This window comes from Nodosilinea sp. AN01ver1, assembly GCF_050565655.1.
GTDB lineage: Bacteria > Cyanobacteriota > Cyanobacteriia > Phormidesmidales > Phormidesmidaceae > Nodosilinea.
In genome coordinates this window covers 1-18784 of the sequence record NZ_JBNXVS010000075.1, presented here as the reverse complement: position 1 = coordinate 18784, position 18784 = coordinate 1, and the positions used below count along the sequence as shown (strand labels likewise).

Here is an 18784-nt window from a genome sequence, read left to right as displayed (position 1 = left end):
GAGTTGTTTGCTCAGGTGCGCTCACTGGTGAACACGGCTCGCCGTCAAGGCATTTCTGCCTTCGAGGCTATTTCTCGTGCCCTTACCTCACAGCAGGCTGATTGGCTACTGAGTTGAGCAATTACTCCCGAACCTCATCATCACTAATTTGCCGAGCAATGGCCACATCCTTCTTAAGCTCGCGTTCCTTGTCGCCTATGAGCTTTTCCCGTTGCTCATGCTTCCAGATACGGTTGTCGGGGTCGAGCTTGCGCAAGATCATCACCAGCTTTTGCAGCATCCCCATTGGGAAAGCCCCCGACCCCACTGCCGGGTCCAACGCCTTGAGCTGGTTAATGGCCGCGATCAATTGGATATTGGTCATCGGGTCGTCGGCAAAGGGATTGGTTTCGCCGCCGTAGTCCACCAATCGCCGCAGCTTACAATCCAGTTCAGTGAGTTCTGTTTCGCTGGCCTGATCACCCACAACCTTTGATTTGAAATAGGTCACTAACGACTCATCGACCATGTAATCCACCACTTCCCGAGGGGTGTAAAACGACCCCGTCTTTTTGCGGGCAGTGGTCTGGGTTTCGGGGTTGTAGGCCGCCAGCAGATTTTCAAACACCTTGCCCAGCAGCTCCGGGTCGAGGGCGATTTCTTCTTCAATGGGTGTGTTCTCCGTGACGGTGAACTTGTAGCTGTTGAGGATGTGAAGCAGCCCGCGCACTTCATAGCGCTTGCCCTTGGTGTCGTAGGTGGCGTTGAGATCTACCTTGAGTGGCTCTTTCTGCAAAAACAGTTGATTGGGCACCTGGGCCGCTTCTTTGGCATTGCGCGAAAAGCCATCCACCCGCTGCACCACGGTTTTGCCATCGCGCTTCACTTCCTCATCCAGGCACTCAAACAAGCCCCCATTGAGAAAGGGAATGTCTTGAAACAGAGCTAAAATTTCGGCTTCATCCTCAGTCCGAAACAGGTTCTGGTGGCGATAGAGGTTCGTGCTGAGACGATTGGAGTTGTAGCCTTTGGGCCCTTTGGTGTTGTCGCAAAACTGGCGTTTGTCCGTCTCCTGGTTCAGCGTGGCAAAGAACAGGTTTTGCAAAATCGCCCAATAGTACGTGCTGTCGCTATCTTTCACGCTCTTGAGCAGCTTAGGCAGTTCTTTGGGGTTGAAGAGGCGATCGGGCACCAGTCCCTTTTCCTTGAGGAACCAGACGAAGATGAGTCGGGTAATAAGGCGAATCAAGCTCATCTCATTGCTGTTTCGGCCATCCAGCCCTTTGGGAAACGCCACTTGATCCGTCGCCCAGAAATACCAGTTCGCCACCTCCTGGAAAAAGCGCTTGTTGAGTTCCGAGCTGTCGAGCACCTTTTGCCATGCTCGATGCAGCTCCTCAAACTTGGTGAAGCCCTGCACCCGATACAGTTCTTCGCTGGATAGGTCTGCCAAAATTTCTAAATGCGCCCGGTGGGTCTGAGCTACGTTGATGTCTTTGATCAACGTCACCTTTTCCAGCACATCCCGTTCAGGGTAGCGCTTATTCAAGCGTCGATTAATCACCGATAGGGTAATGGTCTGCCCATGCTGAAAAATTAGCATCACCGGCATTAAAAAGAGCTTGTTCACCTCTCGCGTGATGTTGGCCAGCTCAGTACGGGTGTAAGGCCGTTCCCGCTCCCGCAGGCGAATGGCAAAAAACAAGTAAGACTGCCAGGCAGCGGCTGATGTATCAACCGCATTGCTCTGCACCAGAGGCAACTGCCCCCGGATGGCCAGGTCATCGCCTGCCAACTGAAACAAAAAATCCACCGACAGCCATTCATCTGCTAGAGCCTTGTCTGTTTTGAACTCAAGATGCTCTGGCCCTTGACCAAAGGTTTCTATAAAGGTGGCCGCCGTATTGGGTTCCAGGTCAAGCTGCTTATCGCTGCGGTAGCCCAGTTGGTCTAGCAGGGCCAGGGCATTCTCCTTCAGGCTGCCATGCTTAAAGGCTTGGAGGGTCGTTTGCAGGTGTTCGCGAAGGGGTACAGTTGCCATTGCTATTTCCTGTCTCTCAATGTCCTTCCTCTGCGGCCAAAAGCACTAGCCAGGTAATGAGCTCAAAGTCGCCCAGGTCTTGGGGCTGCTCACTTTTACCCACTAACAGGCCGCCTCGCCCCATCTGAAGCTGTTTAGCGTTGCGGCTCTTAAACGTCTGGTGAATTGACTTCACCGCCTGCTCTAGCTGGGGGGTAAACGCCGCCATATTTGCTCCCTGATCGGTCTTGCGATCAAACAGCCGACATAGCTTCTCATAGGGGGTAGTGCGCCCGGCACATAGCTCCCGGTAGATATCTAAAATCTGCTTGGGCTGAGTAAAGCGATAGCGCACTTCGCCATCATCTCGAACGTAAGCCAAAAAGTACGGTTGCAGGGGGTTAATCGTGTCATTAGCCTTGGCCTCGGTTCGCTGGCGCAGGCAGAAAATGATGCCGGGTTCCACCACATTGCGGTAGGCCGACTCTAGGGACACCTCCGGCGGCACCACAGCATACAACCCCATCGGGGCCTCTCTCAGGGCATCGCGGTTGCCCTCAATATATTTGCTCAGGTCGATGCGGAAGTCATCCAGAGTAAAGTCGGTAAAGTCAACGCTTTCGTTCAGGTCTTCCAAGTCCAGCACCTCATCCTTCAGGCGCAGCAGCTGCTGATCGCGGTACTTCAGGTCGCCTTCAATGGCCTGTCTAAGGTCTTCTTCCAGCAGATTATCTTCCCCGGTGGCAGTAACATCCACCAGGGCCATCCGCGCTTCTACCCGCCCCTTGAGGTCGATATACTGGTTCAGATCTTCCGTGGGCCAAAAGTTGACCATCTGCACCGCTGAGTTACGGCTACCAATGCGATCAATGCGGCCAAACCGCTGGATGATGCGCACCGGATTCCAGTGAATGTCATAGTTCACCAGATAGTCGCAGTCTTGCAGGTTCTGCCCCTCTGAAATACAGTCTGTGGCGATCAGCAGATCAATTTCGCCCTCCTGGGGCATCGACTCGATGCGATCGCGCTTTTTGGCTCGGGGTGAGAAGTTGGTCAGCAGTTGATTGAATTCACTGGGGCCAAAGGTCGCCTTATTGTCGCTCGCGGTACCCGTCACCAAAGCGGAATGAATGCCCAACTCAGAGGCCCAGGCCTGAAGGTTGTTGTACAGGTAAACGGCGGTGTCAGCAAAGGCAGTGAATACCAGCACCTTACGGTTGGGTTCTCCATCCTGGTTGGTGGTGGGGTTAGTGACCTTCTGGTGAATCAGTCGCTTCAGCTCTGCTAGCTTGGCGTCCCGTTCGGGAGTGACATCCTTGGCTGAGAGGGCCAGCAGGTGCAACTGGGCTTTATCGGCCTGTAGATCCTTAAGCCAGGTCTGGATATCCAGGTGGGCCAGGTTGAACGGCAGGCTTTCCCCTACCTGCATAGCGTCCAGCAGGTCGTCATCATCCAGATCGGTTATTTCTACTTCAGCAAGGTCGAGAACAGGCTGCTGAGCCTTAACCGCTTGAAATTTTTGGATGCGGGCTTCTAGCGCCTCGATTTTGGCTACGGTGCGCTCCATGGTCAGACGAAAGGCATGGACGGAACTTTCTAATCGCTTGAGAAAGTTCACCCGCATCATGCCAATCAAGAAATGTTCGCGATCGCTCTGGCGAAAGTTGGTTTGGCCAGGGTTGTTATAGCGCTCTACATAGGCTGGCAGTACATAGGCGGTGGGGTTAAACAAAACCAGCTTGTATCCCGAAATTTGCCGGTTAAGCTGCTCATAGCCCATGAACTTATGCTCTAAGTCCACGTCAGGAAACAGCGACAGCGGCTTAAGCCGTTCTGGGAACCCACCCAGCTCAGCAATGGTGTCTCGATAGTAGGTCTGAATGTGGTGACGGGACCGGGCGATGGTTAGCTCATCCAGCAGCTTAAAGAATGCAGAACTCAGCCGCTCCAGCAGTTCGTTAGAATGCCGCTCATTCTTTTGTGACCACCGGGAAAACGTTCGCTGAGCTGCCCCCAGCATATCTTCAAGACTGCGAATGCCAAGAGAGTCCTGAAAGGCATGGTCATTGCCCTCGGTGAGGAAATAGAGCTGGTTACGGAGGTCTGTCAGGGCGTTATTCACTGGGGTAGCCGACAGCAGCAACACCTTGGTTTTGGGGCCACTGCGGATTACCGCTTCCATCAGCCGCTCGTAGCGGCTTTGGCGAATGACATTGCCATTCTCATCTCGCTTGCCCTTGGTGTTATTGCGGAAGTTGTGGGACTCATCAATCACCACCAGGTCAAAGTTGGCCCAGTTAAAGGTCTCCAGATTAATGTCTCCGGAATACCCCCCTTCTCGGCTCAGGTCGCTATGGGAGAGGACGGTGTAGGAAAAGCGATCGTCTACGAAGGGATTCAGAGTGCTGTTGTTGACAGCCTGGTAAACGGTCCAGTTTTCCCGCAGCTTTTTAGGACAGAGAACCAATACTTTGTCATTGCGGATCTCAAAGTATTTGATGACGGCCAGGGCCTCATAGGTTTTCCCCAAGCCCACGCTATCGGCAATGACACAGCCGTTATAGGTCAAAATTTTCTTAATTGCCCCCTTGACCCCATCCTTCTGAAACTCAAACAGAGTCTTCCAAATTTGGGTGTCGAGGAGGTTTTGCTCGGTTTTGCGATCGCTCTCTTCCTGGGAGGTCAGACCCGACTCAAACAGGTGAAAGAGGGTTTTGTAGTAGATAAACTCCGGTGAATGGTCTTGATATAGCTGTTCCAGGTATTCCAGGACTTGAGCCTTGACATCTTCGACTAGCTCCTGGTTGTCCCATAGCTCGTCAAACCAACGCCTCAGGTCTTCCAGGTCGCGCTTATCGCTGACCTCTAAATTTAACTCGATGTTGCTGTTCTGCTTGGAAAAGCCTAAGCCCCTCACCGTGAAGTTAGAGCTGCCTAAAATCGCGTCTGTGCTGCCATTTTGGGCAATGTGGTAGAGCTTGCCATGCAAGAAGTTGGTTTTTCGCACAGAGCGAATCTGAACATTCTCCTGCCGCATCCATGCCGCACATTCCCGCGCCTCTGCCCGCTGCTGTAACCGCTCCATTGAGAGCTCCAGGCCATCATCCTCAATGCAAAAAGCTTTTTTTTCAGTCTTTTCAGGATCCAGGGACTGGATGAAACGCGGTTCTCCAAACAGAAACCGTAGCCCGTCAGCACCCAGTAGCTGCTCCCGCAGGGCTGCAAAAGCATAAATCGTGAAGTAGGCAGATACGACGGACAAGTCTGCCCCTACCTTAATTTTTTCCTGAAGAAACTGGCCAACACTGCCCCGTGCTTCGGAGTTATCGCGAATGCCAGAGAGAAATGTCGAAATACTGGTCTGTTGCATCGTTGAGCTGAGGGCCACATCTCCTGCCCCGCAGGACAGTCTTACGGGAATTCTAGGTCAGCTTACCCGCTTCGCCAGCAGACCACACGGAAACGTTAAGAAACTGGTAGTTTAACCCCCACCCCAGACCGGCAGCTCCCGCGCCCTCGCTCTCCAACTCTTTCGCAGCTCTGACAAAATCGGATAAAAGGGGTGGCTCTCGTTATGCTCCAGATTCAGAGGCAGGGACAGTTGAGATATAAGCTGCGGCTCCAGCACCCACGGTTCTGGTGTCTCCATCCAGGTGACCAGGGCATTGGCCTCCATCCAGTTAGAGAGCGCCTGCTCCCCATCTGCAAAGGTGAGGCGTTTACCACTGCTACCCACCCGCCTTAGCTCAATGCCCAGCTCATTGGCTAGCAGGCACCCCAGGGTAAGGCGCAGGGTAGAGCCAAAGGCATTGCTGTTGTAGTGCTGTCGCACCCGCTCTTTCAACTGCTGGCCGCTGGATGAGGGCTTGCTGGGTGAAATGCCTACGTAAAGTAGGGTAGCCCCTTCCACCCGATGACAGCCCTCAATTGGAACCCCGGGAGGAACCTTGCGAAAGTACCAGGCATAGACTCCAGCCATCCCTGGCACTGGGCAATTCCTGGCCAACACCTCTGGACGGGACCAGAGACGAGTGGGGTAGAGGATCGCTTCAAAAGTTGACGCATCCATGGGCTGGGCATTTTGGGGCTCACCCTTTCAGAGTTCCCGCCCTGTGGAGAGTGGGCACGGTCTTTCCTGACGCTAGCAGCCCTTTATAGGAATGGCTCCTACTGCTGGTGCGAACGGCCCTATCTTCACTATGAATTTGTAAGGTGAGTCCAGTTGGCTGATTGCTATCTGACACTACAGAGGTGACAACCTTAACGATGATGGTCAACTAAAATGAGGCTAGAGTCTTATGAAACCCTTGATAAAAAAGCACTTTGAGCTGCTTGAAGCAATTCAAAGCAATTACAAACTACGAGACAAGGAGCCTGGTGCTCTAGAGAAAGCGATCGCTGCCTGTAATCAACAGATTGCGATCGCCCCTGAAGTGGCCCAGCTGTTTCACCAGGAGTTTGAGGAATTGAGCCAGTTTGCCGTGGAGCAGGCACTACCTGAATCTGCCGCCGCGCTGCCGGTCCACACAGGTTATACCCAGCTCGCTATTATTCGTGAAAAGCAAGGGCGGCTAACAGAGGCTATCTGTCTGTGTCGCGAGGCCCAGGCGCAAGGCTGGGCAGGTGACTGGGAAAACCGAATAGCCCGGTATCAGAAGCACCAGGCTCGGAATACTGAGTGCTAGATCGTTTATAAAAACTTCTGCAATAGTCTAGGTCTCCTTTAGCCCCTTGGCCTAAAGTTGAGGCAACTCTCTATCAATTTTGGCTATGACGACTCCCGACACCCCAGGCGACAACCGCTCGGTCCAGATTGGCGGCAGCGTGACTGGCAGCGCCGTGGTGACAGGCGACAGCAATACGATCTCGGTGCAGTTCCAGCAGGCGTCGCTGCCAGCACCGGAAACGGTGGATATCCAGGCGGAGTTACAGGCGCTACGAGCGATTTTGGCCGGGTTTAATGACCCCTTTGCAAATACGGCTATCCAAGTGCTGGAGCTAGAGGAGGCCAAGCCCGAACCGGATAAGGGGGCGATTGCGAAGGCGTTGGAGATGGGGCTGGGCTCGGTCAAGGGCATGGCGGATTTTGGAGATGCGATTGACCGGCTGCGGCCCCATGTGGAGGCGACGGCGGGGTGGCTGGGGCAACATGGCCACAAGCTGCTGCCCCTGGTGGGGTTGGTGCTGTAAAGCTAGGGCTAGAGCTAGTGCGTAATGGGCGATAACCAAGGGTTGGTCGGAGACCAACGCAGCATCCAGATTCAAGAAAGCGCGGTGGGAAGTGCGATCGTCTCCGGCGATGGCAACGTTGTTAACGTTATCTACCAAGTCATTCAGCAATCAGTGCTGGAGACGGCTGGCCCCTCCACAAAACTTGGCCCAAATCCTTACCGGGGGTTGGCAGCATTCACGGAGAAGGATAGCGATCGCTATTTTGGTCGTGAAGCTCAGATCGACCGGCTGTGGGAGGAATTTCAGACCCTTGTGGAGCGCTCAGGTAGCCCTCGCGTCTTGACGGTTCTGGGGCCATCGGGTTGTGGAAAATCTTCCCTGGTGCGGGCGGGACTGATTCCGGCCCTGGCTCAGCGACCTCTGCTAGGGAAAAACCGGATACGGGTGGCAGTGATGGTACCCGGTGAGCATCCCCTGGAAGCCCTAGCCGGGGTACTGGCCAAGGCAGTAACAGAAAACTCGATACCTGTTGCTGAAAGCCGGAAGTTTACCGAGGAACTGGCTATTTCCTCCGCTAGTGGGGAATATGATGGCCTGCGTCGTATCACTGCCCTGATGCCAGAAATCCGAGACTCTCCGTTGGTGGTGCTGGTAGATCAGTTTGAGGAGGTTTATACCAATGAGCCCCGCGGCACGACACTAGAGGAGCAGAGTCGGCGGGAGCGGTTTATTCAGGAGCGCACGGCTTTTGTAGAAAACCTGCTGTGTGCTGCAAAGGACACCAGCGGCAACCTATCCGTCATCCTCACTCTACGCAGTGATTTTCTGGGGGAGACGCAGCGTCACCCTGACTTGAATCAGGCGATTTCCCAGCGGGGGGTGATTGTACCGGCGATGACGGCAGCGGAGCTGGCCCGGGCGATCGCAGAGCCTGCCAAGGGGACAGGGCATCCCCTAGAGGATGCCCTGGTGGATCGCATGGTGCAGGATATGGCGGGGCAAGAGGGGGCGTTGCCGTTGCTCCAGTTTGCGCTAACCAAACTTTGGGAGGAACTGTCGCAGGAATCGCCAGGGGGGCGATCGCCGTTGCAGGTCTATTTGGACATTGGGGGCATTGGAGGGGCGGTAGCAGATAGGGCAGATAAGATTTTCGATGGTTTGAAGTATGAAGATGGCTTGAAGGTGGTCAGGCAAGCGACCGCACAGCGAATTTTTCTGAGCCTGGTGCAGCCGGGAGGGGAGAATAACCGGGTGACTCGTCGCCGGGTCAGGGTCAAGGATTTAGCCACCCGTAAGATCACCCTTGAGCAGGTACGGGAAGTCATTCACGAGTTCTCCAAGGAAAATGCGCGCTTGATTACCCTATCCACTGTGGAGGGTGAGGTGACGGCGGAGGTGACCCATGAGGCGCTGTTTGAAACCTGGCAGCGGTTCAAAGATTGGATCCGTGATCGCTGGGATTATCTTCGCTTGCAGCAGCGGTTAGAGGCGGCTACAACCTATTGGGATGAGCAGGGTAGGCCAGCGGGGTTATTGTGGCGATCGCCGGATCTGGATCTTCTCCGTACTTTTGTCCGAGCCACTGCTCCGGATCTCAACCCATGTTGTCTTGACTTTTTTCGTGCATCTGAGCGGGCGGAGCGGCAACAAGTTCTCTTGCGGGGGGCAGGGGTAGGTGCTTTGGCGCTATTGTCGGTGGGGATGGCTTGGTTTGGCATCCAATCCCGTAGGGCAGAGCGGTTGGCTTTAGCTCGGCAATTAGCGGCCCAAGCAGAGCAGTTGGTTAGTCAACCTCGCACTATGCCTCAGGAGGCAGGGGCGCTCCTGGCGGTGCACGCCTTTCAGATTGCCAGCCCCACCGGGCGAGACCTAAACACCGTGAACCAGGCCGTTCGTCAGGGACTAGCCCGGTTATCCATAAGAACCCTAAGAACCCTCAACCATGACGATGCGGTCAGGGCGGTGAGCTTTAGCGCGGATGGGTCGCGGGTGGCCACCGCCAGTTTGGACGGCACGGCGCGAGTGTGGGATGCAGCCACGGGGGAGACCATCGCCACCCTCAACCATGACGATGGAGTCACTGCTGTGAGCTTCAGTCCGGATGGGTTGCGGGTGGCCACCACTAGTTGGGACGACACGGCGCGAGTGTGGGATGCGGCCACGGGGGAGACCGTCGCCACCCTCAACCATGACGATGGAGTCACTGCTGTGAGCTTCAGCCCGGACGGGTTGCGAGTGGCCACCGCCAGTGGGGACAGCACGGCGCGGGTGTGGGATGCAGCCACGGGGGAGGCCATCGCCACCCTCAACCATAACAATGAGGTCTATGCCGTGAGCTTTAGCCCGGATGGGTCGCTGGTGGCCACTGCCAGTGGGGACAGCACGGCGCGGGTATGGGATGCGACTACAGGGGAGGCCATCGCCACCCTCAACCATGACAATAACGTTGAGGTCTGGGCGGTGAGCTTCAGCCCCGTTCGCGGAGCGTCTCCAGAGGAGAATAGCCAGCGGGTGGCCACTGCCAGTAGAGACGGCACGGCGCGGGTATGGGATGCGACCACAGGGGAGGCCATCGCCACCCTCAATCATGACGATGAAGTCTGGGCAGTGAGCTTCAGCCCGGATGGGTCACAGGTCGCTACTGCCAGTGAGGACGGCACGGCGCGGGTGTGGGATACGGCTACGGGGGAGGCCATCGCCACCCTCAACCATGACAATGTGGTTTTTTCGGTGAACTTCAGCCCGGATGAACAGTGGGTGGCCACCACCAGCGCTGACGGCACGGCGCGGGTGTGGGATACGGCTACGGGGGCAGCCATCGCTACCCTCAATCATGACGATGCGGTCAGAGCGGTAAGCTTCAGCGCGGGTGGGTCGCGGGTTGCTACCGCCAGTAATGACGACACGGCGCGGGTGTGGGATGCGGCCACGGGGGATTCCATCGCCACCCTCAACCATGACGATTGGGTCATTGATGTGAGCTTCAGCCCGGATGGGTCGCGGGTTGCTACCGCCAGTTTGGACAGCGCGGCGCGGGTGTGGGATGCGGCCACGGGGGATTCCATCGCCACCCTCAACCATGACGATGGGGTCTGGGCGGTGAGCTTCAGTGCGGATGGGTCGCGGGTGGCCACCGCCAGTTTTGACGACACGGCGCGGGTGTGGGATGCGACCACGGGGGATCCCATTGCCACCCTCAACCATGGCGGTCAGGTCAATGCTGCCAGCTTTAGCCCGGATGGGTCGCGGGTGGCCACCGCTAGTTCGGACGGCACGGCGCAGGTATGGGATGCGGGCATGGGGGAAGCCATCGTCACCCTCAATCATGACGATGGGGTCTTGGCGGTGAGCTTCAGCGCGGATGGGTCGCGGGTTGCTACCGCCAGTTCGGACGGCACGGCGCAGGTGTGGGATGCGGCCACGGGGGAGGCCATCACCACCCTCAACCATGGCAATGGGGTCTTGGCGGTGAGCTTCAGCGCGGATGGGTCGCGGGTGGCCACTGCCAGTTTTGACGACACGGCGCGGGTGTGGGATGCGGCTACAGGGGAGGCCATCACCACCCTCAACCATGACGGTCAGGTCAATGCCGTAAGCTTCAGCCCGGATGGGTCGCGGATAGCCACTGCCAGTGATGATGGCACGGCGCGGGTGTGGGATGCGGCTACAGGGGATCCTATCGCCACCCTCAACCATGACGGTCAGGTCAATGCCGTAAGCTTCAGCCCGGATGGGTCGTGGGCGGCCACCGCCGGTAGGGACGGCACGGCAAGAATTCACTGGCTTTGGTCTAAAGATTTAGCAGAGCAGGTTTGTCAGCGCCATTACCGCAACTTCAGCGCCACCGAGTGGACTAACTATGTTCAGCAGGACTTGAGTCAGTACAGCTTGACCTGTGCCAACCTCCCTGTCCACCCCACCATGATTGAAGCTGCCCATGATATGGCCAAATCAGGCGATGTCCGGCAGGCCACCGCCCTGCTGCGTCACCTGCTGGGTATCTCTCGCGCCGCTGGCCACGATATTGACCTTGACCCCACCACCGAAGCCCTCGACCAAAACCCTAGGGCCGTCGCCCGCAAATACTCCGCTGTGCATCTGGTCCAACAGGGCACCACTCATGTCCGCAATGGCGAAGTCTCCCAAGCGACCCGCCTATTCCAACAAGCTCTCAATCGCGATCCTGAGATTGACCTCAACCCCGCCACCGATACCCTCGACCAAGACCCCGCCGCCGTTGCCCAATCCCTGGCTAATCCTGATAACTAAGCGGTTGTGCCAACCAAGTCGCCTCACAGGCAAAGCTCAAACCCTGGCAGAACCTCCTCCCCGAAAAGGGTAGCGGACAGAGCAACCACCTCAGGGGGGCAATTTGGGCGCTCGACGTGTTGCTGTTGCGGGTTGATCAGCCAGCCCAGTTGAAGGCCGCTATCTAAGTATTCCTGCATCTTGGCCCTGTAACGGCGATAAGCGATCGCATCGGGAGCATAATTCAATCACAAGGTCAGGTTCGCTTCCTAATTGTCGCTTTCTCCCCCAACCGGGCTCATGATGATCAGATCTCCTTGGGGCGATCGCTCTAGTCGTAGCCCTAAGTTGCCTTGGTACAGCGATCAGAACTGCTTTCGGGTCAGGGCAGCGGTGAGCGACTAATCGTGGCCATAGGGTTACCCTTGCTCATACCCTATCCTGGGGCAGGTAGGCGGCAGGGTGCTTCTATAACCTAATTAAGGTCGGTTTTGGGAGGGTCGGGATAGTCTGAGATTGTGCTATCAAGGGATGAAGCCTGAGGGGTTTAGGGGCCATGGGTGACCCGTCGAATCGCGGTATCCAAATTCAAGAAAGCGCGGTGGGGAGTGCAATCGTCTCCGGCGATGGCAACACCATCTATGTCATTCACCAGACCACCCAACAGCGCCAGGAGCACGCTGCCGATACAACCGCCAAGGTTGGCCCCAACCCTTACAAAGGGCTGGCGGCATTTACGGAACAGGATGGCGATCGCTACTTTGGCCGCGAAGCCCAGGTAGAACGGCTGTGGCAACGGTTCCAAGCCCTAGCGGCCCAATCCACCCAGGCCAACGCCGTCCCCCGATTGTTGCCGATCCTAGGGCCATCGGGCTGTGGCAAGTCGTCTCTAGCGCGGGCGGGACTAATTCCCGAACTGGCCAGCCGTCCCCTGCCGGGGAAAACGGCGATGCGGGTGGCGGTGCTGGTGCCCGGTAGCCATCCCCTCGAAGCCCTGGCGGGGGTGCTAGCCAAAGCCGCCACTCAAGATCCACTGCCCGTCACTAAAACCCGCGAGTTTACCGAGGAACTGGGCCTGGTCAACAAAACCGGCACCCACGACGGCCTGCGCCGCATTGCCAGCCTGATTCCCCAGATCCACGATGCCCCCCTGGTGGTGCTGGTAGACCAATTCGAGGAGGTCTATTCCCTCTGCAAAGACACCGACGAACGCCAAGCCTTTATCGATAATTTGTTCACCGCCGCCCAAGACTCAAGCGGCCAAGTGTCAGTGGTGCTCACCCTGCGCAGCGACTTTTTGGGGGAAACCCAGCGGCATCCGGGGCTGAACCAAATCATTGGCTCAGATCAAAGCGCGATCGTCCCGGCGATGACCACAGAGGAACTGCGCCGCGCCATTGCCGAACCCGCCAAACGAGCGGGCCATCCCCTGGATGCGGCTACCATTGACCTGCTGGTGCAGGACGCTGAGGGCCGGGAGGGGGCGCTGCCGCTGCTCCAGTTTGCCCTTAGCCGCATTTGGGAGGGGGTGGGCCAGGGGGTGGCCCCGGCGGATACCTATCGCCACATGGGGGGCGTAGGCGGTGCCTTGGCCGGAAAGGCCCAGGACATCTATGACCACCTCAGCCCAACGGAACAGGAGACGACCCGCCGCATTTTTATCGGGCTGGTGCAATTGGGGGAAGGCACCCGCAATACCCGCCGCCGTGTCCCGGTAGAGAGCCTGATTGCCAGCCAGGACAGCCTGGAAGCGGTGAAACAAGTGCTGGCGAGGTTTTCGTCTCCTGGGGCGCGGCTAATTACCCTCTCTAGCCAGAGCAATCGAGAAGTTGCCGAAGTGACCCACGAGGCACTATTTGGCCACTGGCAAGCGTTAAACGAGTGGCTAGACAGCAGCCGGGACGACATTCGCTTTCTGCGACGGCTGGAGGCAGCGGCGGAATATTGGCATACCAAAGGGCGACCGGCAGGATTGTTGTGGCGATCGCCCGATCTAGATCTCCTCCGCACCTTTGCCCAAAAACACCAGGGCAATATGACAGCCCTAGACATGGCCTTTTTTACCGCTGCTGACCAATCTGAACGTCAGGAGAAGCGACTCAGGCACCTAGGCCTCACAGGACTGTTAGCGGGCATGGTCTTAACCACCGGCCTGGCAGGGTTTTCTGGATACCAGGTGTGGCGTGCCGAACGGCGGCAAATCCAGATCTACGAGACTCACGCCCAAAACCTAGCCGAATCCGATCCCCTGCTCAGCATGGTCAACGGGTTGGCAGCCATTGGCCTGGGGCATAATCCCCTAGTCAAATTGCCGCGCCTGGGGAGCAGAGGGCTAGTGTCTTCGGCCATTCTAGATGCCAGCAATCGCCACGCTCGATGGCTGACTATTCTTGAAAACCCTGTGCCTGGCTACAGGTTTACCGCCCATAGCCCAGACGGGGAAACTATCGTCAGCGTTAGCTGGGCTGGCACCGTGCAGCTCTGGAATCGCCAGGGCCAGCCCCTGGGGGAACCCTTTGCCACTGGTCAGAGCAAGGTTTGGTCGGTGGCCTTTAGCCCAGACGGGAAAGCCATCCTTAGTGGAGCAGAGGATGGCACCGTGCAGCTGTGGAACCACCAGGGCCAGCCTATCGGTGAGCCCCTCCCAGGTCATAGGGGAGGGGTGGGGTCGGTGGCCTTTAGCCCCGATGGGGAAGCCCTGCTTAGCGGGGGAGAAGATGGCACGGTGCGCCTGTGGAATCGCCAGGGCCAGCCTATCGGAGAACCCTTCGCGGGGCATGGGACCTCAGTCCGGTCGGTGGCCTTTAGCCCCGATGGGGAAGCCCTGCTTAGCGGAGGAGAAGATGGCACGGTGCGCCTGTGGAATCGCCAGGGCCAGCTCCTCGGAGAACTCTTCACGGCTCACCAAAGCGCAGTCTTAGCCTTGACGTTTAGCCCCGGTGGGGAAACCTTCGCTAGTGGCGGAGAGGATGGCACGGTGCGCCTGTGGAATCGCCAGGGCCAGCCCCTGGAGGAGCCCATGGTGGGCCATTTAGATAGAGTCTTGTCGGTGAGCTTCAGCCCGGATGAGGAAACCCTCGTCAGCAGAGGCAGCGATGGCACTGTGCGGCTGTGGAATCGCCAGGGTCAGCCCTTTTCCAAACCTTTTGTGGGTCATCGAGACCGGGTTTTGTCGGTGGCCTTCAGCCCAGGCGGGGAAGCTGTGGCTAGCGGAGGGGATGACGGCACCATACGCCTGTGGAACCGCCAAGGCCAGCCCCTCGGAGAACCCTTCACAGGCCATGAAGGTGTCGTCTTTTCGGTGGCCTTTAGCCCCGATGGGAACACCCTCGTCAGCGGGGGCAACGATGGCATGGTGCGGCTGTGGAATCGCCAGGGCCAGCCTTTGGGGGAGCCCTTTGCAGGGCATGAGGGTGGAGTGTTGTCCGCCGCCTTCAGCCCAGACGGCACGACCCTCGTCACTGGGGGCAGCGACGGCACGGTAAAGCTGTGGAACCGCCAGGGCCAACCGGTGGGAGAGCATGCCATAGGCAACCCTGGCCTAGGCTGGTCGACGGGCATCAATGCGGTGGGGTTTAGCCCAGACGGGCAAACCATCGTCAGCGGGGGCAGCAATGGCGCTGTGCAGCTGTGGAATCGTCAGGGCCAGCCCATCGGGGAGCCTTTTATCGGTCATCTGATTGGTCGTCGGGGTAGCGGGTGGTCGATGGGAGTCGATTCGGTGGGGTTTAGCCCAGATGGGGAAACCATCGTCAGCGGGGGCAGCGATGGCACAGTGCAACTGTGGACTCGCCAGGGACAGTCCATCGGGGAGCCTTTCGTGGGCCATGAGGGTGTCGTCTTTTCGGTGGCCTTTAGCCCAGACGGGGAAACACTCGTTAGTAGCGGCACAGATAGCACAGTGCGACTGTGGACCCGCCAGGGACAGCCTATCGGGGAACCGCTTGTGGGCCATCAGTTTGAAGTCCGTAGTGTGGCCTTTAGCCCAGATGGAGAAACCGTGGTCAGCGGAGGGGCGGATGGTACCGTTCGGCTGTGGCCGGTGTGGCTGGCGGAAGTGGGTTGGGTGAGCTACACCTGCGATCGCATTCAGGGATATCTGCTCCCACAAAGCGGCTGGGATCAACCCGTAGTAGACCTGGCGCGGCGTACCTGCGAACAGCATGTTTGGCGCTAAAGTCTAGACTAATCGTATTGGGGTTCAGCCATTACCACCTGCCCAATCCGCTTCATCACCTTAAGCACCTCATAGAGGTCATTCTCCGGATTCACCAAAGAAAATAGACATGAGTTAGCGTATTGGGGCTGAGGGATTTTTGTCAGCTTCAGAAACAAAAAACTCTGGCCATTGCTTAACATCGCAAACGCAGGCTGCTCCACCTCAGGGTTCGACAGCATGTAGGCCAGCGCTTGCCCCATCGCCACATTCACATCAAAATCACTGCGCTTCGCCTCCAGCGCCAATATCCAAAACCGCTCCTTCAGCACCAAGACATCGAGCCTGCCGCGAATCACCTCCCCCTCATCCTCAGAGGCAATTTCAACACTCACCTCCGACCGAATATGAAACGGGTCATCATAGAAGCCTGCCATATCCAACAGTGGCGAGAACACCACCATCTTGACGCTGTTTTCTAACAGTGGCGGACTTTTTAGGAGGCGTTTGAAATGGGTTTTCACCCGATCAAGATACTGTTTTTCCAGCTCGGTCAGTTCCCCTAACCCCTGCGTCCATTCCGAAAAAAAGTCCGGCTGGGTTGCCTCCCGCAGGCCATAGCGCTCTTCGGGCAGAGCGATAGAGACTTGACTGGCAGGAATAACGCTGACCATAGCATCTCGGGAAAAGGACAGGGCACGGCGGCGACAGGGGCCTCGGGCTGGTACGGTAGCCTCCAGTTTAACGTTGCTGAAACAGGCCTATTAAGCAAATAATCTACGGTTCCCGATCGGCCTTGCTGTCATGCACGAGGCACAGCCGCTCATCCTGGTAGAGGGCCGCCACCAAATCTGCCAGCTGCTGGTCATCCACCCCGCTCTTCAACTGCCGATTCAGCTAATCCGTCGCCGCCTGCCGGAGCGGGTAGCGGTAGACCTGGTCAATGGCATTGACCAAATCCTGCGATTCAAATAGAGTACCCTTCACCGTCTGGGCATGGCGCTTTAGCCGCTCATAGGTGCGGAACCTGGCTCCGAGGATTGCCCCATTTGCCCGTCAGAACTCTTCTCCTCCTCCAAAATGTGTTTAGCCCCCCTCTGGGTCATCAGGGCGTGGGCTGTAGTCTTCAGCCAAATTCATGATCTTTTGTTAGCCTCTAATGTCCTCACACTCAACGATGTAGCAACGTCTTGAGATATTACGCTGCCTCACAGCATGACGGCTCTCAAAAGATCGTTAGCCCGCACCACTTTGGGTACAACTAAGGTGCTTCCGTACATCAACGCTACCCATGCCTTTGCCCACCTACGACGAACTCTTGCTGCCTTTACTGAGACTTGCAGGCCAGGACGGCGGGGAGCACCCTATTCGAGATCTACGGGAACAACTGGCTCAGCAACTGGCACTCACCCCTGAAGAAATTGCTCTCAAGCTCCCCAGTGGTCGCCAGGCGGTTTTCGATAATCGGGTGGGGTGGGCCTGTACCCACCTCCGCAAAGCTCAGTTGGTAGAAAGCCCTCGACGCGGCTACATTCAGATCTCCCCACGAGGTCGGGAAGTCCTTTTAGAGAACCCACTGGCCATCAATGACATCTATCTCCAGCGGTTTGAGGAGTATCGCCAGTTCAAAGAGCGGACAACCCCCGACGAGCACGATCGGCAAAACACCGTAGAAACTGCTGGCACCCAGCAGCCGACTCCAGACGAGATGATGCGCGATGCCTATGCCATTCTGGAGGCCAACCTACGGGATGATCTACTCGACAAAATAAAGCAAATGGATCCGGGTGCTTTTGAATGGCTGGTGCTGCGCCTGCTCCACGCGATGGGCTATGGCGGCAGCATCAAAGACGTTCAGGGCGTACCTACTGGCCCCGACGGTGGTATCGACGGTCTGATCAAAGAAGATAAGCTCGGGCTCGATGCCATCTACATCCAGGCGAAGCGCTGGGACTACGACAAGTCAGTCGGGCGGGAAAAGATTCAAGCCTTTCAGGGAGCCCTTGCCGGAGTTGGGGCACGCAAGGGCGTGTTTATGACCACTTCCAGCTTTACTCAGCAGGCCCGTACCTACGTTGAGCGGCTCCGCGACAGCAAAATTGTTTTGATTGACGGTCAGCAGCTGGCCCAGCTCATGATTGAGCACGATGTTGGGGTCAGCATTCACGATACCTTTCACCTGAAGCGCATCGATGAGGACTTCTTCAACGACGCAGAGATTTAAGTCGTTGGCCGGGGCGATAAGGAGTGCGCGCCCAGGACCGCCAGGGTGGCAGGCTCTGAGCTAGAACCTTATTCTTGATGAGATAGCTTCGCGCTGAGGATGGTAGACCCATGGATCCTTTACTAGAAAAGCTCAAAAGCTTTGACTGGCCTTTGCCCGTGCGTATTTGCATAACTTCGGGCTCTTGGCCACTTTTGGTGATCCATCCCGGGAGAGCTATAGACAATAGGAGGATCCACTCTCGCTTCTGCTAAGCCTATGGACCTCATCTCGCATCTACTCCCCAGCCCAACTGAGTTGAGCTTGCAGCACTGGGATTTGGATACGACTACCCAGCAGGTCACTGTTTACCTTGCCTCTACTCAGACCGTAGCCCACTGTCCTCTCTGTCATCGCCCAAGTCACCGTATCCATAGCCACTACGAAAGAACCCTGAAAGACTTACCTGTTGTCCAATTCAGCCTGACGATAGTGCTGACGGTGTGCAAGGTTTTCTGCCTCAATGACATTTGTCCTCGACGGATTTTTACTGAACGCTTACCCAAAATCGTGGCCCCTTGGGCCAGACGTACCGTTCGTTATGCTGACCACCTCAAAGCCATGGCCCTAGCGTTGGGGGGTGCCGCTGGGGCTCGTCTGAGCGAACAGGTTGGCTATGGGCAGAGTCGCAACTCAATGCTGCGAGTCATTGCCAGCCTGCCGTTACCGCCTCTAACTACCCCAAAGGTCTTAGGGGTAGACGATTTTGCCTTCCGCAAAGGGCACAACTATGGAACGATTTTGGTGGATCTCGAGCAGCACGAGCCCATTGCGTTGCTTCCGGATCGTACGGCAGAAACCCTTGAAACCTGGCTCAAAGTGCAAAATCGCACGAACTTCGGCACCTGAATCGCGCCAACTTCGGCAGGTGAATCGCATGAACCTCGGCACCTGAATCGCATGAACTTCGGCAGGTCATGACTACCCCATCGGTGGATCTCGATAC

10 protein-coding genes and 2 pseudogenes are annotated in these 18784 nt (G+C 57.0%); 7 read left to right on the top strand and 5 right to left on the bottom strand.

All coding sequences use genetic code 11. The annotated features are described in order from the left end of the window. Window positions 1–121: 121 nt before the first annotated feature. From ACQ4N7_RS28580 to ACQ4N7_RS28570, 3 genes are all read right to left on the bottom strand, one after another. Entirely contained in the window at window positions 122–2020 is a 1899-nt protein-coding gene (locus ACQ4N7_RS28580; protein WP_430714842.1) for a hypothetical protein, read from the bottom strand. Between the two features lie 16 nt (window positions 2021–2036). After that, window positions 2037–5369, bottom strand: a complete 3333-nt coding sequence (locus ACQ4N7_RS28575) for a helicase-related protein (protein ID WP_430714841.1) — start codon at window positions 5367–5369, stop codon at window positions 2037–2039. Window positions 5370–5480: 111 nt separating this feature from the next. Beyond that, the gene (locus ACQ4N7_RS28570; RefSeq protein ID WP_430714840.1) at window positions 5481–6068 is read right to left on the bottom strand and encodes a GIY-YIG nuclease family protein; all 588 of its coding nucleotides are present in this window, start codon (window positions 6066–6068) and stop codon (window positions 5481–5483) included. 229 nt (window positions 6069–6297) lie between these two features. Between ACQ4N7_RS28570 and ACQ4N7_RS28565 the strand changes: the two genes are divergently transcribed. From ACQ4N7_RS28565 to ACQ4N7_RS28555, 3 genes are all read left to right on the top strand, one after another. After that, a complete protein-coding gene (locus ACQ4N7_RS28565) occupies window positions 6298–6684 on the top strand; it encodes a hypothetical protein (RefSeq protein WP_430714839.1) in 387 nt (128 codons plus the stop codon). A gap of 85 nt (window positions 6685–6769) precedes the next feature. After that, window positions 6770–7189 (top strand): hypothetical protein, encoded by a 420-nt coding sequence (locus ACQ4N7_RS28560; RefSeq protein ID WP_430714838.1) that lies wholly within the window; start codon window positions 6770–6772, stop codon window positions 7187–7189. A 24-nt stretch (window positions 7190–7213) separates the two neighbouring features. Beyond that, entirely contained in the window at window positions 7214–11440 is a 4227-nt protein-coding gene (locus ACQ4N7_RS28555; protein ID WP_430714837.1) for an AAA family ATPase, read from the top strand. Window positions 11441–11463: 23 nt separating this feature from the next. On the opposite strand, the pseudogene ACQ4N7_RS28550 reads toward ACQ4N7_RS28555, so the two are convergent. Continuing rightward, a pseudogene (locus ACQ4N7_RS28550) lies at window positions 11464–11680 on the bottom strand (Uma2 family endonuclease); the annotation flags it as partial. Between the two features lie 295 nt (window positions 11681–11975). Here ACQ4N7_RS28550 and ACQ4N7_RS28545 point away from each other — a divergent pair. Then, the gene (locus ACQ4N7_RS28545; RefSeq protein WP_430714836.1) at window positions 11976–15596 is read left to right on the top strand and encodes a hypothetical protein; all 3621 of its coding nucleotides are present in this window, start codon (window positions 11976–11978) and stop codon (window positions 15594–15596) included. Between the two features lie 8 nt (window positions 15597–15604). Here the strand turns inward: ACQ4N7_RS28545 and ACQ4N7_RS28540 are convergent, their stop codons facing one another. After that, the gene (locus tag ACQ4N7_RS28540) at window positions 15605–16249 is read right to left on the bottom strand and encodes a type I restriction endonuclease (protein ID WP_430714835.1); all 645 of its coding nucleotides are present in this window, start codon (window positions 16247–16249) and stop codon (window positions 15605–15607) included. Between the two features lie 130 nt (window positions 16250–16379). Here ACQ4N7_RS28540 and ACQ4N7_RS28535 point away from each other — a divergent pair, with 130 nt between their 5' ends. The 3 genes and pseudogenes from ACQ4N7_RS28535 to ACQ4N7_RS28525 all read left to right on the top strand — a co-directional run. Beyond that, the gene (locus ACQ4N7_RS28535) at window positions 16380–16550 is read left to right on the top strand and encodes a hypothetical protein (protein ID WP_430714834.1); all 171 of its coding nucleotides are present in this window, start codon (window positions 16380–16382) and stop codon (window positions 16548–16550) included. A 316-nt stretch (window positions 16551–16866) separates the two neighbouring features. Beyond that, the gene (locus ACQ4N7_RS28530) at window positions 16867–17799 is read left to right on the top strand and encodes a restriction endonuclease (RefSeq protein ID WP_430714833.1); all 933 of its coding nucleotides are present in this window, start codon (window positions 16867–16869) and stop codon (window positions 17797–17799) included. A gap of 258 nt (window positions 17800–18057) precedes the next feature. Beyond that, window positions 18058–18654, top strand: a pseudogene (locus tag ACQ4N7_RS28525) (transposase family protein); the annotation flags it as partial. Between the last annotated feature and the right edge of the window lie 130 nt (window positions 18655–18784).

What these genes read in the sequence shown, in the direction of transcription:
- ACQ4N7_RS28580 (WP_430714842.1), bottom strand. Translation starts at nt 2,020, where the DNA reads ATGGCAACTGTACCCCTTCGCGAACACCTGCAAACGACCCTCCAAGCC.
- ACQ4N7_RS28575 (WP_430714841.1), bottom strand. Translation starts at nt 5,369, where the DNA reads ATGCAACAGACCAGTATTTCGACATTTCTCTCTGGCATTCGCGATAAC.
- ACQ4N7_RS28570 (WP_430714840.1), bottom strand. Translation starts at nt 6,068, where the DNA reads ATGGATGCGTCAACTTTTGAAGCGATCCTCTACCCCACTCGTCTCTGG.
- ACQ4N7_RS28565 (WP_430714839.1), top strand. Translation starts at nt 6,298, where the DNA reads ATGAAACCCTTGATAAAAAAGCACTTTGAGCTGCTTGAAGCAATTCAA.
- ACQ4N7_RS28560 (WP_430714838.1), top strand. Translation starts at nt 6,770, where the DNA reads ATGACGACTCCCGACACCCCAGGCGACAACCGCTCGGTCCAGATTGGC.
- ACQ4N7_RS28555 (WP_430714837.1), top strand. Translation starts at nt 7,214, where the DNA reads ATGGGCGATAACCAAGGGTTGGTCGGAGACCAACGCAGCATCCAGATT.
- ACQ4N7_RS28545 (WP_430714836.1), top strand. Translation starts at nt 11,976, where the DNA reads ATGGGTGACCCGTCGAATCGCGGTATCCAAATTCAAGAAAGCGCGGTG.
- ACQ4N7_RS28540 (WP_430714835.1), bottom strand. Translation starts at nt 16,249, where the DNA reads ATGGTCAGCGTTATTCCTGCCAGTCAAGTCTCTATCGCTCTGCCCGAA.
- ACQ4N7_RS28535 (WP_430714834.1), top strand. Translation starts at nt 16,380, where the DNA reads ATGCACGAGGCACAGCCGCTCATCCTGGTAGAGGGCCGCCACCAAATC.
- ACQ4N7_RS28530 (WP_430714833.1), top strand. Translation starts at nt 16,867, where the DNA reads ATGCCTTTGCCCACCTACGACGAACTCTTGCTGCCTTTACTGAGACTT.